At 76.5% G+C, this 14698-nt stretch carries 13 protein-coding genes; 8 read left to right on the top strand and 5 right to left on the bottom strand.

Going from position 1 to position 14698, the window contains the following annotated elements; genetic code table 11:
- Positions 1–110: 110 nt before the first annotated feature.
- Complete coding sequence (locus tag AB8M62_RS15650; protein ID WP_369070150.1) at positions 111–1502, bottom strand: ABC transporter substrate-binding protein; 1392 nt, start codon at positions 1500–1502, stop codon at positions 111–113.
- Between the two features lie 190 nt (positions 1503–1692).
- Here AB8M62_RS15650 and AB8M62_RS15645 point away from each other — a divergent pair, with 190 nt between their 5' ends.
- From AB8M62_RS15645 to AB8M62_RS15615, 7 genes are all read left to right on the top strand, one after another.
- A complete protein-coding gene (locus AB8M62_RS15645; protein WP_369070149.1) occupies positions 1693–3513 on the top strand; it encodes an ABC transporter ATP-binding protein in 1821 nt (606 codons plus the stop codon).
- A gap of 11 nt (positions 3514–3524) precedes the next feature.
- Complete coding sequence (gene gatC, locus AB8M62_RS15640; protein WP_369056088.1) at positions 3525–3824, top strand: Asp-tRNA(Asn)/Glu-tRNA(Gln) amidotransferase subunit GatC; 300 nt, start codon at positions 3525–3527, stop codon at positions 3822–3824.
- Positions 3821–5353: an Asp-tRNA(Asn)/Glu-tRNA(Gln) amidotransferase subunit GatA gene (gene gatA / locus AB8M62_RS15635; RefSeq protein ID WP_369056087.1), complete on the top strand. Its 1533-nt coding sequence runs from the start codon at positions 3821–3823 to the stop codon at positions 5351–5353. The genes gatC and gatA overlap by 4 nt, the downstream gene beginning before the upstream one ends.
- Positions 5350–6885 (top strand): Asp-tRNA(Asn)/Glu-tRNA(Gln) amidotransferase subunit GatB, encoded by a 1536-nt coding sequence (gene gatB / locus AB8M62_RS15630; RefSeq protein WP_369070148.1) that lies wholly within the window; start codon positions 5350–5352, stop codon positions 6883–6885. The genes gatA and gatB overlap by 4 nt, the downstream gene beginning before the upstream one ends.
- A gap of 121 nt (positions 6886–7006) precedes the next feature.
- Positions 7007–8155, top strand: coding sequence for a zinc-dependent alcohol dehydrogenase (locus AB8M62_RS15625; protein WP_369070147.1), 1149 nt, complete (start codon positions 7007–7009; stop codon positions 8153–8155).
- 67 nt (positions 8156–8222) lie between these two features.
- On the top strand, positions 8223–8801 hold the full coding sequence (locus tag AB8M62_RS15620) for a hypothetical protein (protein WP_369070146.1): 579 nt from the start codon (positions 8223–8225) through the stop codon (positions 8799–8801).
- Positions 8802–8841: 40 nt separating this feature from the next.
- A complete protein-coding gene (locus AB8M62_RS15615; protein WP_369070145.1) occupies positions 8842–9585 on the top strand; it encodes an SDR family NAD(P)-dependent oxidoreductase in 744 nt (247 codons plus the stop codon).
- A gap of 30 nt (positions 9586–9615) precedes the next feature.
- On the opposite strand, the gene AB8M62_RS15610 is transcribed toward AB8M62_RS15615, so the two are convergent.
- The 4 genes from AB8M62_RS15610 to AB8M62_RS15595 are packed head-to-tail and all read right to left on the bottom strand — an operon-like array spanning position 9616 to position 13245.
- Positions 9616–10224, bottom strand: coding sequence for a DedA family protein (locus AB8M62_RS15610; RefSeq protein WP_369070144.1), 609 nt, complete (start codon positions 10222–10224; stop codon positions 9616–9618).
- Positions 10225–10236: 12 nt separating this feature from the next.
- The gene (fgd, locus tag AB8M62_RS15605) at positions 10237–11256 is read right to left on the bottom strand and encodes a glucose-6-phosphate dehydrogenase (coenzyme-F420) (protein ID WP_369070143.1); all 1020 of its coding nucleotides are present in this window, start codon (positions 11254–11256) and stop codon (positions 10237–10239) included.
- Between the two features lie 9 nt (positions 11257–11265).
- On the bottom strand, positions 11266–12468 hold the full coding sequence (locus AB8M62_RS15600; RefSeq protein ID WP_369070142.1) for a PQQ-dependent sugar dehydrogenase: 1203 nt from the start codon (positions 12466–12468) through the stop codon (positions 11266–11268).
- 36 nt (positions 12469–12504) lie between these two features.
- Positions 12505–13245, bottom strand: a complete 741-nt coding sequence (locus AB8M62_RS15595; protein ID WP_369056079.1) for a hypothetical protein — start codon at positions 13243–13245, stop codon at positions 12505–12507.
- 189 nt (positions 13246–13434) lie between these two features.
- Here AB8M62_RS15595 and AB8M62_RS15590 point away from each other — a divergent pair, with 189 nt between their 5' ends.
- Entirely contained in the window at positions 13435–14667 is a 1233-nt protein-coding gene (locus tag AB8M62_RS15590) for a sensor histidine kinase (protein ID WP_369070141.1), read from the top strand.
- Positions 14668–14698 lie beyond the last annotated feature (31 nt).

Raw genomic sequence — 14698 nt, 5'->3', positions numbered from 1 at the left:
CGCCGCGTGGGGGGGTGGGGGGGGGGCGGGGGGGGGGGGGGGGGGCAGGGCCCCCCGCGGGGCCGCCCCCCCGGCGGGCCCCCGCCCCCGGTGGCGGGGTCGGCCGGCCGTCAGTTCGGCCAGGCCGCCTCGATGTTGTCCAGCGTCGTCTGCGTGTCCTGCCCGTTGGCGATCCACGCGGTCAGCTCGCGCCACTCCGCGGCCGAGCCGACCGCGGCGGGCATGAGGTCGGAGGCGTCGAACCGGAACGCGACGCTCTCGTCCTGCAGCTGCTCGGCCGCCAGCTGGTCGATGGGGCTGACCAGGTTCTCCACGTCCAGGCCCGTGTTGGCAGTCAGCCAGCCGGGTCCGGACGCCTGGGCCTTGAGGTTGGCCCACTCGGCGGTCGACAGGTAGTACTGCAGCGCCTGGACCTCGGGCCGGTCGGCGAAGGCCGCGACGAACTCGCCGCCGCCCACGACGGCCTGGCCGACCTCGCTGTTGATCTCCGGGAACGGGAAGGCGAAGACGTCGCCGTCCTCGGCGACCTCCGTGCCGTCGGGCCAGTTGGCCTGGTAGAAGGACGCCTGGCGGTGCAGCCAGCAGTTGCCCTGCGTGATGGGGACGCCGGCGTCCTGGAAGGTCGTCGTGGCGATCGAGGCGACGTCGCCGAAACCGCCGTTGACGTAGTCGGGGTTGCGCAGGATCGAGCCGACCCGGTCGAGCGCGGCGACGATCTGCGGGTCGTTGAACGGGATCTCGTGCGCGATCCACTGGTCGTAGACGTCGGGGCCCAGCTCGTGCAGGACGACGTCCTCCAGCCAGTCGGTCGCCGGCCAGCCGGTCGCGTCGCCGGAGCCGATGCCGGCGCACCACGGCTTGACGTCCGGGTTGTCGGCCACCATCTGGTCGGTGAGGGCGATGAGGTCGTCCCACGTCTCGGGGATCTCGTAGCCGGCCTCCTCGAAGGCCGAGGGCGAGTACCACACGAACGACTTGGTGTTGGCGCCCAGCGGTGCGGCGTAGAAGGTCCCGTCGACGGACCCGTACTCGCGCCAGGCCTCGCTCCACAGCTCGTCGACGTTGTCCGAGACCGCCTGCGGCGGCTCGACGACCTGGCCGGTGCCGACCATCTGGGCCAGCAGGCCGGGCTGCGGCAGGAAGGCGATGTCGGGCGCGTTGCCGCTCTGCACGCGCACGGGCAGCTGCGCCTCGAACTGGCGCGAGCCGTTGTAGTTCACCGTGATGCCGGTGCACTCGGTGAACGGCTGGAAGGTGTCCAGGAAGGGCTGGTCCTCGGGCGTGACGATGGAGGTGTAGACCTCCACCTCGGTGCCGTCGAGGTCCTCGCCGAACTGCTCGAACTGCGAGCAGTCGATCTCGCTGCCGGTGACGTCGGTGCCGCCGCCGGTGCCCTCGCCGACGCCGGCCTCCTCGGCGCTGGCGCAGCTGCTCAGGGCGACCACGAGCCCGAGGCCGCCGGCGACGAGCGCGAGCCGGCGCGCGCGCGTGAGGACAGTCATCTGTGTTCTCCCTTCAGGTGCGGCACCGTCGCCGCACCGGGTGCAGACATGATGACCTACACCCGCTGCGCCTGCACGCAGGTCCGGATCACAGGTCGGACACGTCGTCCCCCCGACGGGGGCCGGACGTGTGACGGGCGTGCGACGAGTGACGGACGCGCACGCCCGGTGCCCGGGTCAGACTGCGCCGGTGGCCCCCGCGACCCCTCCCGCGACGACCCCCTCGCCGACTCCTGAGGTCCTGCCGCTGCCCGCGGCGGCCCGGCTGCTCGTGCCCCACCTGCGCCCGCACCGGCCGGGCATCGCCGTCGCGGTCGTCCTCTCCCTCGTCGGCGCGGCCGCTGCCCTGGTGCAGCCGCTGCTCGTCGGGCAGGTCGTCGCGGCCGTCGGGCAGTCCCGGCCCGTCGGCGGGCTGGCCGGGCTGCTCGTCGCCGTGGCCGTCACCGCGGCCCTGCTCGACGGCGCCCGGCAGTACCTGCTGGAGCGCGCCGGCGCGGGCGTCGTCCTCGGCGTGCGCACCTCGCTGGTCTCCCGGCTGGCCCGCCTGACCGTCGGCGCCCGCGACGCCCGCACGTCCGGGGACCTGCTGTCCCGCGTCGGCAGCGACACCACCGCGCTGTCGGCCGTGGTCACCTCGGGCCTGTTCGACCTCGTGGGCACCGTCCTGACCTTCGCCGGCGCCGTGGTGCTGATGGCGCGCCTGGACGCCGTCCTGCTCGGCGTCACCCTCGCCGCGGTCCTGCTGGCGGTCGGCGTCATCGCGGCCGCCTCCTCCCGGCTGGGCCGGCTCAACCTGGCCACCCAGACCGAGGTGGGGGCCATGAGCTCGGCGGTGGGCCGGCTGCTGTCGGCCCTGCGCACGGTGCGCGCCAGCGGTGCCACCGACCGCGAGCTGGCGGTCGTCGTGGCCGCCGCGCACCGCGCCCGCGACGCGCAGGTGCGCGCCTCGCGGGTCCGCGCCCTGCTGGGCCCGGCCCTGCAGATCGCCTTCCAGGGCTCCTTCCTCGCCGTCCTGGGCCTCGGCGGCGCCCGCGTCGCCTCCGGCGCCACGCCGCTGGCCGACCTCGTCAGCTTCCTGCTCCTGCTGTTCGTCCTCGTGGTGCCCCTGGGCGCCGTCGTGCAGGTCTGGACGGTCGTGCAGGCCGGGGTGGCCGCCCTGACCCGTGTGCAGGAGGTGCTGGGCCTGCCCGTGGAGGAGGACCCGCCGGGGCCGGCGCCGGCGCCCGTGCCCGGTGCGCCGCTGCTGGAGGTCGACGACGTCGTCTTCACGCACCCCGGCGGCACCACGGCCCTGCGCGGGGCCAGCCTGCGCGTCGAGCGCGGCACCCGCACCGCGCTCGTCGGGCCCTCGGGCGCCGGCAAGTCCACCCTGCTCTCGCTCGTCGAGCGCTTCGCGGACGTCGACTCCGGCGCCGTGCGCCTGGAGGGCGTCGACGTGCGCGCCCTGCCCCGCGCGGCGCTGCGCGCCCGCCTGGGCTACGTCGAGCAGGAGGCGCCCGTCCTGGCGGGCACCCTGCGCGAGAACCTCGTCCTCGGCGCCCCGGACGCCACCGACGAGCGGGTGCGCGAGGCCCTGGCCGCCGTCGCGCTGTCCGAGCTGGCCGAGCGCTCCGCCGACGGCCTGGACGCGGAGGTCGGCGAGGGCGGCGTCCTGCTCTCCGGCGGGCAGCGCCAGCGCCTGGCCATCGCCCGCGCCCTGCTGGCCCCCGGCGAGCTGCTGCTGCTCGACGAGCCCACCGCCTCCCTGGACGCCCGCAACGAGGCCCTGCTGCGCGAGGCCCTCGCGGCCGCCGGCGACCGGCGCACCCTCGTCGTCGTCGCCCACCGCCTGTCCACCGTCGTCGACTCCGACCAGATCGCCGTGCTGGAGGAGGGCCGGGTCGTGGCCACGGGCCGGCACGAGGAGCTGCTCCTCACCTCCCCGCTGTACCGCGAGCTGGCCACCACTCAGCTGCTCGTGCCGCCGGACCCGGCGGGCGGTGGCGGAACGGCCCCGCCCGGTGCCGCCTAGACTCGGCCGACGTGTCAGCCATCACCCGTTCCGAGGTCGAGCACCTCGCGCGCCTGGCGCGCATCGACATGAGCGACGAGGAGCTGGACCGCCTGGCCGGCCAGCTCGGCGCGGTCCTGGACGCCGTCGCCCAGGTGTCCGCGGTCGCCACCGACGACGTGCCCGCGACCTCGCACCCCGTGCCCCTGACCAACGTGACGCGCCCCGACGTCGTCCGCCCCGGCCTGAGCGCCGAGGAGGCGCTGGCCATGGCGCCGGCCGCCGAGGACGGCCGATTCCGCGTCCCGCAGATCCTCGAGGAGGACGCGTGAGCGTCGCCGAGCTCGTCCGCTGGGACGCCGCCCGCCTCTCGGAAGCCCTGCGCGCGCGCGTCGTGTCCTCCGAGGAGGTCGTGCGCGCCCACCTGGACCGCATCGCCGCCGTCGACCCGGCCGAGGGGGGCGGCGTCAACGCCTTCCTGCACGTGGCCGCCGACTCCGCGCTCGCCCGCGCCCGCGAGGTCGACGCCGACCGCGCCCGCGGCGCCGAGCTGGGCCCCCTGGCCGGGGTGCCGGTCGGCGTCAAGGACGTCCTCACCACGCGGGGGATGCCGACCACCTGCGGTTCGCGGATGCTCGAGGGCTGGGTGCCGCCCTACGACGCGACCGTCGTGCGCGAGCTGCACGCCGCCGGTCTCGTCGTCCTCGGCAAGACCAACATGGACGAGTTCGCGATGGGCTCCACGACGGAGCACTCCGCGTTCGGGCCCACCCGCAACCCGTGGGACCCCACCCGGATCCCCGGCGGCTCCGGCGGCGGGTCCGCCGCGGCCCTCGCGGCGTTCGAGGCGCCCCTCACGATCGGCTCGGACACCGGCGGCTCCATCCGCCAGCCCGCCGCCGTCACCGGCACCGTGGGCGTCAAGCCCACCTACGGCGGGGTCTCGCGCTACGGCCTCGTGGCGCTGGCCAGCTCGCTGGACCAGGCCGGGCCGTGCGCGCGCACGGTGCTCGACACCGCGCTGCTGCACGCGGTCATCGCCGGCCACGACCCCTACGACTCCACGTCGATCCCCGAGGCCGTGCCCGACGTCGTCGGCGCGGCCCGCCGCGGCGCGGACGGCGACCTGACCGGCGTACGGGTCGGCGTCGTCACCGAGCTGTCCGGCGAGGGGTACGAGCCCGGTGTGCTCGCCCGCTTCGGCGAGGCCCTGGAGGAGCTGCGCGCCGCCGGCGCCGAGGTCGTCGAGCTGAGCCTGCCGAACCTCGTGCACGCGCTGGCCGCGTACTACCTCATCCTGCCCAGCGAGGCCTCCAGCAACCTCGCCAAGTACGACGGGATGCGCTACGGCCTGCGCGTGACGCCCGAGGGTTCCGGCGTCACCGCCGAGCAGGTCATGCGCGCCACCCGCGCCGCCGGGTTCGGCGACGAGGCCAAGCGCCGGATCATCCTCGGCACGTACGCCCTGTCCGCCGGTTACTACGACGCCTACTACGGCAGCGCGCAGAAGGTCCGCACGCTCGTGCAGCGCGACTTCGCCGCCGCCTTCGGGCAGGTCGACGTGCTGGTCTCGCCGACCGCCCCGACGGTCGCCTACCGGCTGGGGGAGAAGCTGGACGACCCGCTGGCCATGTACGCCGGCGACGTGGCCACCATCCCCGCCAACCTGGCCGGGATCCCCGGCATGTCGCTGCCGGCGGGGCTGTCCGACGGCCTGCCCGTCGGGCTGCAGCTGCTGGCCCCGCAGCAGGCCGACGACCGGCTGTACCGGGTCGGCGCGGCCGTGGAGGCGCGGCTGGTGCAGCGCTGGGGCGCGCCGCTGCTCGAGCAGGTCCCCGAGTGGAAGGGGGTGCCGGCGTGAGCGCCGCACCGCAGGAGCTGGACCTCGTCGACTACGACGAGGCCGTCGCGCAGTTCGACCCGGTGCTGGGCCTGGAGGTCCACGTCGAGCTGTCGACCGTGACGAAGATGTTCTCCGGCGCGCCCACGGAGTTCGGCGCCGCGCCGAACACGCAGGTCGACCCGGTCTCCCTCGGCCTGCCCGGCGCGCTGCCGGTGCTCAACGCCAAGGCGCTGGAGTCGGCGGTCCGCATCGGCCTGGCGCTGAACTGCCGGATCGCCGACCGCTGCCGGTTCGCCCGGAAGAACTACTTCTACCCGGACATGCCGAAGAACTTCCAGACGTCGCAGTACGACGAGCCCATCGCCTTCGACGGGCACCTGGACGTCGAGGTCCCGGCCAGCGAGGACGGGACGAAGCCGGCGTTCACGTACCGCGTCGAGATCGAGCGCGCCCACATGGAGGAGGACACCGGCAAGTCCCTGCACGTGGGCGGTTCCACCGGCCGCATCCACGGCGCCGAGTACTCGCTCGTGGACTACAACCGCGCCGGCATCCCCCTCATCGAGATCGTCACCAAGCCGCTGACCGGCACCGGGGACCGCGCTCCGGACGTCGCCCGCGCCTACGTCGCCACCCTGCGCGACCTGCTGCGGGCGCTGGACGTCTCGGACGTGAAGATGGAGCAGGGCTCGCTGCGCTGCGACGTCAACCTGTCGCTGCGCCCGTCCCCCGAGGCGCCCCTGGGCACCCGCTCGGAGACGAAGAACGTCAACTCCCTGCGCTCGGTGGAGCGCGCGGTGCGCTACGAGGTGCGCCGGCACGCCGCGCTGCTGCGCGCGGGCGAGCGGGTCGTGCAGGAGACCCGGCACTGGCACGAGGACACCGGCCTGACGACGTCCGGGCGGGAGAAGTCCGACGCGGAGGACTACCGCTACTTCCCCGAGCCGGACCTCGTGCCCGTCGAGCCGGACCCGGCGTGGGTGGAGCAGCTGCGCGCGACGCTGCCGGAACCGCCCGCGCAGCGCCGCCGCCGCCTGCAGGGCGAGTGGGGCTTCTCCGACGCCGAGATGCGCGACGTGGGCAACGCCGGCGCGGTCGACCTCGTCGAGGCCACCGTCGCGGCCGGCGCCCCGGCCGCCGCGGCCCGCAAGTGGTGGACGGGTGAGCTGGCCCGCCGCGCCAACGCCGACGGCACCGACCTCGCCTCGCTGCCCGTGACCCCGGAGCAGGTGGCGCAGCTGCAGTCCCTCGTGGACGCCGGCACCCTGACCGACCGCCTGGCCCGCGAGGCGCTGGAGGGCGTCCTGGCCGGGGAGGGCTCGCCCGCCGAGGTCGTCGAGTCCCGGGGCCTGGCGGTCGTCTCCGACGAGTCGGCGCTGGTGGCCGCCGTGGACGCGGCCATCGCCGCCAACCCCGGCGTGGTGGAGAAGATCCGCGGCGGCAAGGCGCAGGCCGCCGGCGCGCTCATCGGCGCGGTGATGAAGGAGATGCGCGGCAAGGCCGACGCCGCGCGCGTGCGCGAGCTGGTCGTGGAGCGCGTCGGCGCCTGAGCCCGCCCCGTGGCGCGCCGGGCGCCCCCCCGCCGGGCGGCGCCCCGCGCGCCCCCCCCCCGCCGGGGGGCGGCCCCGTCGGCCGGGGCTGGCGCCCGGCCCCCGCGGGACAAGTGGATAGGTGCGAGCGATGGTGTACCGCGGTCCGTACCGGGTCGGCGTCGAGGAGAAGGACGTCCCGGCGATCGAGCACCCGCAGGACGCGATCGTCCGGGTGACGCTCGCGGCGATCTGCGGGTCGGACCTGCACCTGTACCACGGGCTGATGCCGGACACCCGGCCCGGCACCACCTTCGGGCACGAGTTCATCGGTGTCGTCGAGAGCGTCGGGCCGGCCGTGGAGCGGCTGCAGCCGGGCGACCGGGTCATGGTGCCGTTCAACATCTCCTGCGGGTCGTGCTTCTTCTGCGCCCGCGGGCTGCTGTCGAACTGCCACAACGTCAACCCGAACGCGACCGCCGTGGGCGGCATCTACGGGTACTCCCACACCACCGGCGGCTACGACGGCGGGCAGGCGGAGTACGTCCGCGTCCCGTTCGCCGACGTCGGCCCGGAGCCGATCCCCGACTGGATGCACGACGAGGACGCCGTCCTGTGCACCGACGCCCTGGCCACCGGCTACTTCGGCGCCCAGCTGGCCGACGTCGTCGAGGGCGACGTGGTCGTCGTCCTCGGCGCCGGGCCCGTCGGCCTGTACGCGGCCGCGTCGGCGTGGCTGCTGGGCGCCGGCCGGGTGATCGTCGTCGACCCCCTGGAGGACCGCCTGGCGATGGCCCGCTCCTTCGCGCACGCCGAGACGGTGAACCCCACGCAGGTCGACGACGTGGTCGTCCACCTCAAGCGCACCACCGGGCACCTGGGGGCGGACCGCGTGGTCGACGCCGTGGGCGCCGAGGCCGACGGCAACGCCCTGCACCAGGTCGCGGGCACCAAGCTGAAGCTGCAGGGCGGTTCCCCGGTGGCCCTGAACTGGGCGATCGACGCCGTCCGCAAGGGCGGCACCGTGTCGGTGGTGGGCGCCTACGGCCCCGTCCCCACCGCGGTGAAGTTCGGCGACGCCGTCAACAAGGGCCTGACCCTGCGGATGAACCAGACCCCCGTCAAGCGGCAGTGGCCGCGCCTGTTCGAGCACGTCCGGGCCGGGTACCTGCGGCCCCGCGACATCGTGACGCACCGCTTCCCGCTGGAGGAGGTCGCCGAGGCGTACCACGTGTTCTCGTCCAAGCTCGACGGCTGCGTGAAGCCGCTGATCGTGCCCGGCGCGGCCTGAGGCGGCCGCGGGCGACGAGGACCACCCGCACGACCCCGCACGACCCCGCACGACCGGAGGAGGGACCGTGGCGTACCGCGCCGAGAAGCCGCCCCTGGCGGAGACCCCCGAGCAGCTGCGCGCCCGCATCCCCGGGTGGGGCGTCGACCTCGACCCCGCCGACCGCCCGGCGGTGCCGCGGGAACTGCCACCGGACCCGACCCGGTACGGCGCGCACTGGGACTTCCCCGAGCGCCAGCCGGAGCGGGTCCCGCGCGAGCGCTCGGTCGAGCACGCGCAGCTGCCCCCCGTCTTCGGCACCGTCGCCCCGCCGCACGGGCTCTCCGGCGTCGTCCGCCGGTACGCCTACCGCTGGTCCGAGGGGCGGAACACGCACTGGCTGCTGCTGATGGCCGCCGACCGGATCGACGCCGTCGAGTCCGCCGCCACCGCCACCGCCACGCGGCGGGGCCGGGCGAGCGGCCCGTGGCAGGCCCGTGCGCGCGCCGAGTCCTCGGGGCACGGGCTGCGCTCGCGCGCCGGGCGCGGGCGCGCCGACGTGCGGCACCAGTGGCTGGACCCCCTCGTCGTGGGCGCCCCCTGGGTGCTGGGCGCCGCGGCGGCCGTCGCGGGCGCGCGGGCCCTGGCCCGCGCCGGGCGGCGCTGACCGGTCGCCGCGGGGGCGGGCGTCCCCTACGTTCGGGACCGTGGATCTCACGGGACAGGTGGCGCTGGTGACCGGCGCGGGTGGCGGTCTGGGTGCGGCGATCAGCCGGGAACTGGCGTCGGCGGGCGCGACGGTGTGGGTGAGCGACGTGCGCGCCGAGGGTGCCGAGCGCACCGCCGCCGACGTCGCCGCCGCGGGCGGCACGGCGCACGCGCTGCCGCTGGACGTGGGCGACGCCGCGGCGGTGGCGCTGGCGGTGGCGCAGGTCGTCGAGCGCTCCGGCCCGGTGGACGTGCTCGTCAACAACGCCGGCTACGACGTCTGCACGCCCATCGAGCACCAGACCGCGCAGCAGGCCGCCGACGTCGTCGCCGCGAACCTGCTCGGCCCCATGTACCTCGTCGCCGCGACGTACCCGTCGATGCTGGAGCGCAACCACGGCTACGTCGTCAACACGCTCTCGACGGCCGCGCGGCGGGTGTGGACGGAGGCCTCGGCGTACGCCGCGAGCAAGCACGGTCTGCGCGCCTACACCGCCGCGCTGTTCAAGGAGGCGCAGCGGGACTGCCGGCAGCGCCACGGGTCCATCGGCGTCGGGGTCACCGGCCTCATCCCCGGCGGGATGGCCACCCGGTTCGTCACCGACCGGTTCCCCGACGCCGACCTCAGCAAGCTGCAGGACCCGGCGACCGTGGCGCGCGCGCTGATGACGGTGTTCGCCACGTGGCCGGACAGCGTCGTGCCGGAGCTGGCGGTCCTGCCGCCGGGCGAGACCTCCTGGTGAGACCCGTGCGCGAGACCCCCGGCGGGCCCGTCAGGCGCGGGCCCGCCGCGGGTGCACGAGGCGGTTCAGGACGGTGTCGACGGCGAACCCGATGACGAGGGCGCCGGCCACGCCGACGAGCGCCCCCACCAGCGGGGTGGACTCCACCCAGTGCCCGGCCAGGGCGCCGATCGCGATCGAGTACCCCGACCACGTCAGCGCGGCCACCGCCGACAGGCCCACGAACCGGCGCCGCGGGAAGCGGGTGGCGCCGGCGGTGAGGTTGACCGCCGTGCGCCCGACCGGCACGTAGCGCGCCGCGAGGATCGCCAGCGCCCCCCGCTTGGCCAGCTCGCGGCCCGACCGGTCGAAGATCCGCTCCAGCCGGGGGTTGCCCGACACCCAGCGCCGCAGCGGCGAGTGCCGGCCGATCGTGTAGGTGACGTTGTCGCCGCAGAACGCGCCCAGCGCGGCCGCCACCCCCAGGGCGAGCAGGTCGGGCTCGCCGGTGGCCGCCCAGATCGCCGACAGCGCGATGACCACCGACTCGCTGGGCAGCGGGGGGAAGAACGCGTCGACGGTGGCGAGCCCGAACACCAGGAACGGGACCCACCAGGCCGCGGCGTAGGAGGTGACGAGGACGTCGAGCTGGTCGAGCACGGCGGGAGCCGGTCAGAGGGAGCGCAGGTGCGGCACCACGTCGGCGGTGAACTGCGACAGGAACCGCGACTGGTCGTGGCCGGGGGCGTGGAAGACCAGGTGGTCGAACCCGGCGTCGACGTACTGGCGCACCTGGCGGACGACCTCCTGCGGGTCGCTGGTGACGATCCAGCGCTTGGCGACCTGCTCGATCGGCAGCTCGTCGGCCAGCCGGGCCATCTCCGCCGGGTCGTGCACGTTCGCCTTCTGCTCCGCCGACAGCGACAGCGGCGCCCAGAACCGGCAGTTCTCCAGCGCGCGCTCGGGGTCCTCGTCGAAGGACAGCTTGACCTCGATGGTCCGCTCGATCTGGGAGAACTCGCGGTTCGAGGCCTCCAGGCCCTCCCGCAGCGCGGGCAGCAGCGTCTCGGAGTACAGGTCCATGCCCTTGCCGGAGGTGCAGATGTACCCGTCGCCGGCGCGGCCGGCGTACTTGGTGACCCCCGGGCCGCCACCGGCGACGTAGATCGGCACGGGGACCTGCGGCTTGTCGTACACGGTCGCGCCGTGCAGGGCGTAGAACTCGCCCTCGAACTCGACGCGGTCCTCGGTCCACAGCCGGCGGATCAGCCGCACCGCCTCGCGCAGCCGGGCGAAGCGCTCGCGCGTCTCGGGGTAGGGGGCGCCGACGGCGGTCTCGTTGAGCGCCTCGCCCGTGCCCACGCCCAAGATGGGCCGGCCCGGGTGCAGGACGCCGAGGGTGGCGAAGGCCTGCGCGACGACGGCAGGGTTGTAGCGCAGCGTCGGCGTCAGGACGCTCGTGCCGAACCGGACGCGGGAGGTGCGGGCGGCCACGTGCGCCAGCCACACCAGCGCGCTGGGGGCGTGACCACCCTCGTGCCGCCACGGCTGGAAGTGGTCGGAGATCCACACCGAGTCCAGCCCCTGGTCCTCCGCCTGCACGGCGAAGTCCGCCAGCTGCCCCGGCCCGAACTGCTCCGCGGACGCCTTGTACCCGATCTTGAGGCTGCTGCCCCGCACGTCGTCGACCATGGCCGGAGCCTACGGCGCGGGCTGCAGCGGCACGCTGACCAGGCGGTCGTCGCCCGCGCGCGGCTCCCCGCGGAAGGTGTTGCTGGTCAGCACCCACAGCGAGCCGTCGGGGCCCACCTCGACGGTGCGCAGCCGCCCCAGCGCGCCCGCCAGGAACTCCTGCGGCGCGCCCGTGGGGCCCTCGGCCTCCAGCGGCACCCGCCACAGCCGCGCCCCGCGCAGCGCGGCGACGTAGACGGCGTCGGGGGTGACGGTCAGCCCGCTGGGGGAGGCGTCCGCGGGAGACCACCACTGCAGCGGCGCCTCGAAGCGGCCGCCGCCGTCGCCGGGGCCCTCCACCTCGGGCCAGCCGTAGTTCGCGCCCGGGCGGATGACGTTGAGCTCGTCCCAGGTGTCCTGGCCGAACTCCGCCGCGACCAGCCGGCCCGCGGAGTCGAACCCGAGGCCCTGCGGGTTGCGGTGCCCCAGGGAGAACACGGGCGACCCGGGGAAGGGGTTGTCCGGCGGGACCTCGCCGGTCGGGGTGACCCGCAGCACCTTGCCGCCCAGCGAGGCCGGGTCCTGCGCCGACGGGCGGTCCTGCGCGTCGCCGGTGCCGACGTAGAGCATCCCGTCGGGGCCGAACGCCAGCCGGCCGCCGTTGTGGGTGCTCGCCTTCGGCAGCCCCGTCACCACGGGCAGCGGCTCGTCGAGGCGGCCCGGGGACCACGTGTACCGCACGACCCGGTTGTCGTCGCGGGCGGTGAGGAACAGGTAGACGTGGCCGTCGTCGGCGAAGGTGGGGGACAGGGCGATCCCCATGAGGCCGCCCTCCCCGCCGGGCACGACGTCCGGCACGCGCCCGTCCTCGCCGGGGGCGGCGACCTGCTCCAGCACCCCGGGCCCCGCGCGCACCACGCGGGCCTCGTCCCGCAGCGTCACCAGCGCGGTGCCGTCGGGCATCACCGCCAGCCCCCACGGCACGTCCAGGCCGGTCGTGACGTCCACCGGCTCGCCGGGGAACCCGACGGCCGCGGCCGTCGACCCCTGGGCGGGGTCGGCGGCGGGGTCCGCGGGGTCGGGCGTGGGCTCGCCCGGCTCCTCCGGTCCCGTCGCGGTGGGCACGGGAGCGGCGGTGCCGGTGCCGGTGCCCACGTCGGCGTCCTGCCCGCAGCCCGCCAGGAGCAGGGCGAGGGCGGCCGAGCAGGCGAGGGCTGGGCGCAGCGGGGCCATGACCCATGCTCACCCGGCCCCCGCCCGCCGCGCACGTCAGGACGCCCGCCGGGACGGTGCACCGGCACCGCGCAGCAGCAGGGGGCCGGTGGCCAGGAGCGCGACCGCGGTGGCCACCAGCGCCAGCCCCTCCCACGGCCCGTCGACCTCGCTGAGGAACCAGGAGCCCAGCGCGCCCGCGGTGGCCAGCACGGGCACCCACGCCGCCAGCAGGCGCGCCCGCCGCAGCCCCCACAGCAGCAGCGGCACCCCCACGTGCACCCCGGGCAGCACGAGGAGGAAGACGACGGCCAGGCCCGCCGAGCCCTCCAGGCGCTCGGCCACCGCCAGGACCTCCGGCCCCGGCGCCGGTCCCGACGCCAGCGCGGCCACGTCGAGCTCGGAGGCGCCCAGCGCGACCAGGCCCACGGCACCGGCACCCGCCAGGTACCCGCCCGCGGTGGTGAGGCGGGCACCCGGCTCCCGCCGCGACGGCAGGCGCACCAGCGCGGCGACCGCCGGCAGCAGGAGCAACCCGGTGAGGACCAGGCACAGCGACCACGCGGTCCAGCGCGCGGAGTCCTCGGAGACGTGCGCCAGCAGCGCGGCCAGCGAGTCGCCCGGCACGGCCGGGTCCAGGGCGCCCGCCGCGGCCAGCGCCAGCGCGGCGGCGACGAGGCAGGCGCCCGGGACGCGCGAGCGCGACCCGGGAGGTGCCTCGAGACCCGGCAGCGGACGCCCGCCGCGGCGCCCCCGGGTCGTGGTGGTGCTGGTGCTGCTGGTGGTGGTGTCGTCCACGGCTTCCTCCGCCCGTCGGCCGGTCCCCGCGACCGGGAGCGGCGACGCTAGGCGCGGGCGCCGCGGGCCTCGCCCGTCCCGCGCGGGAGAGCCGTCCCCCGGCGGGCGGACCGGTGCCGCGGTCTCCCCCGGGAGGTGGACGACCTGCGGGGGGTGACGCGCCGGCGGGCGGCGTCCTACCGTGCGCCGGTGACCGGCTCCGCGGCGCGGTGGCGCTGGGACGTGGTCCTGCCGGTGGTGCTCACCCTCGCCGCGCAGGTCGAGCTGCACCTGCCGCACAGCACGGACGCGGCGCCCCCGACCGCGGCGCACGCGCTGCTGCTGGTCGCCGTCACCGCCCCCCTCGTCCTGCAGCGGCGCGCGCCGCTGCTCGCTCCCGCGGCGGCCACCGCGGCGTGGGCCGCCGAGCCGCTCCTGTTCCCCGTCGCCAACACGTTCGCCGTGCCCCTGTGCGCGCTCGGGCTGGCCCCGCTGGCGGCCGCCCGGTGGTCGCGGACCACGGCCCGCGCAGCGGTGGCCGTGGCCGTCGTCCTCGTGCTCGTCGCGCTGCAGGGCCTCGTCCACGAGGCCTACGGGATCGGGGACGGCGTCGCCAACACCGTCTTCGCCGGGGCGGTGGCCGTGCTCGGCCTGGTCTGGCGCCGGAACGCCACCGAGCGGCGGCGGGCCGAGGCCCTGGCCGCCGAGCGGGCCGCGGCCGCTGACGAGGCCCGCGAGCGGGGCCTGCGGGCCGTGGAGGCCGAGCGGGCCCGGATCGCCCGCGAGCTGCACGACGTCGTCGGCCACGGCCTGAGCGTCGTCGTCCTGCAGGCCCGGGGCGCCCGCGCGGTCCTGGCCGCGGACCCCGCCCGGGCGCGCGAGGCCCTCGACGAGGTCGAGCGGGCCGCCTCCGGAGCCCTGCGGGAGATGCGGCTGCTCACCGGGCTGCTGCGCACGACCGACGACGCCGCCGGCCCGCCACCGGGCCCGCCGGACCTGCCCGCGCTCGTCGGCGACGTCCGCCGCGCCGGTGTGCCCGTGACGCTCGACGCGGACCCGCTCGACGGCCTGCCGCCGGGATTCGCCGTCACCTGCTACCGCGTCGTGCAGGAGGCGCTGACCAACGCGGCCCGGCACGCCCCCGGCGCCCGCGTCGCCGTCGTCGTACGCCGCGGGGAGCGGGAGGTGGTGGTGGACGTGCGCAACGGCGCGCCGCCGGAGCCCGCACCGCGTGGCGGCGACCTCCCTTCCACGGGCGGGCGGGGGCTCGCCGGCGTGCGCGAGCGGGCCGCCGTCCTCGGCGGTCACGTCCTGACCGGCCCCCGGGAGGACGGCGGGTTCCGCGTCCTCGTGCGCCTGCCCGTGCCCCCGCCGGCGGCGGAGGGAGTCCCCGGGGCCGTGCGCGAGCCCGCGCGGGCGGCCGCCGGGGAGGCCCCGGCGTGAGCCTGCGGGTGCTCGTGGCGGACGACGAGCG

This window comes from Kineococcus terrestris, from assembly GCF_041020755.1.
Taxonomy (GTDB): Bacteria; Actinomycetota; Actinomycetes; order Actinomycetales; family Kineococcaceae; genus Kineococcus; species Kineococcus terrestris.
Note: the sequence above shows the minus strand (reverse complement) of the source record. Positions and strands in the feature narration are given on the sequence as shown.

What these genes read in the sequence shown, in the direction of transcription:
- AB8M62_RS15650 (WP_369070150.1), bottom strand. Translation starts at nt 1,502, where the DNA reads ATGACTGTCCTCACGCGCGCGCGCCGGCTCGCGCTCGTCGCCGGCGGC.
- fgd (WP_369070143.1), bottom strand. Translation starts at nt 11,256, where the DNA reads ATGGTCGACGACGTGCGGGGCAGCAGCCTCAAGATCGGGTACAAGGCG.
- AB8M62_RS15600 (WP_369070142.1), bottom strand. Translation starts at nt 12,468, where the DNA reads ATGGCCCCGCTGCGCCCAGCCCTCGCCTGCTCGGCCGCCCTCGCCCTG.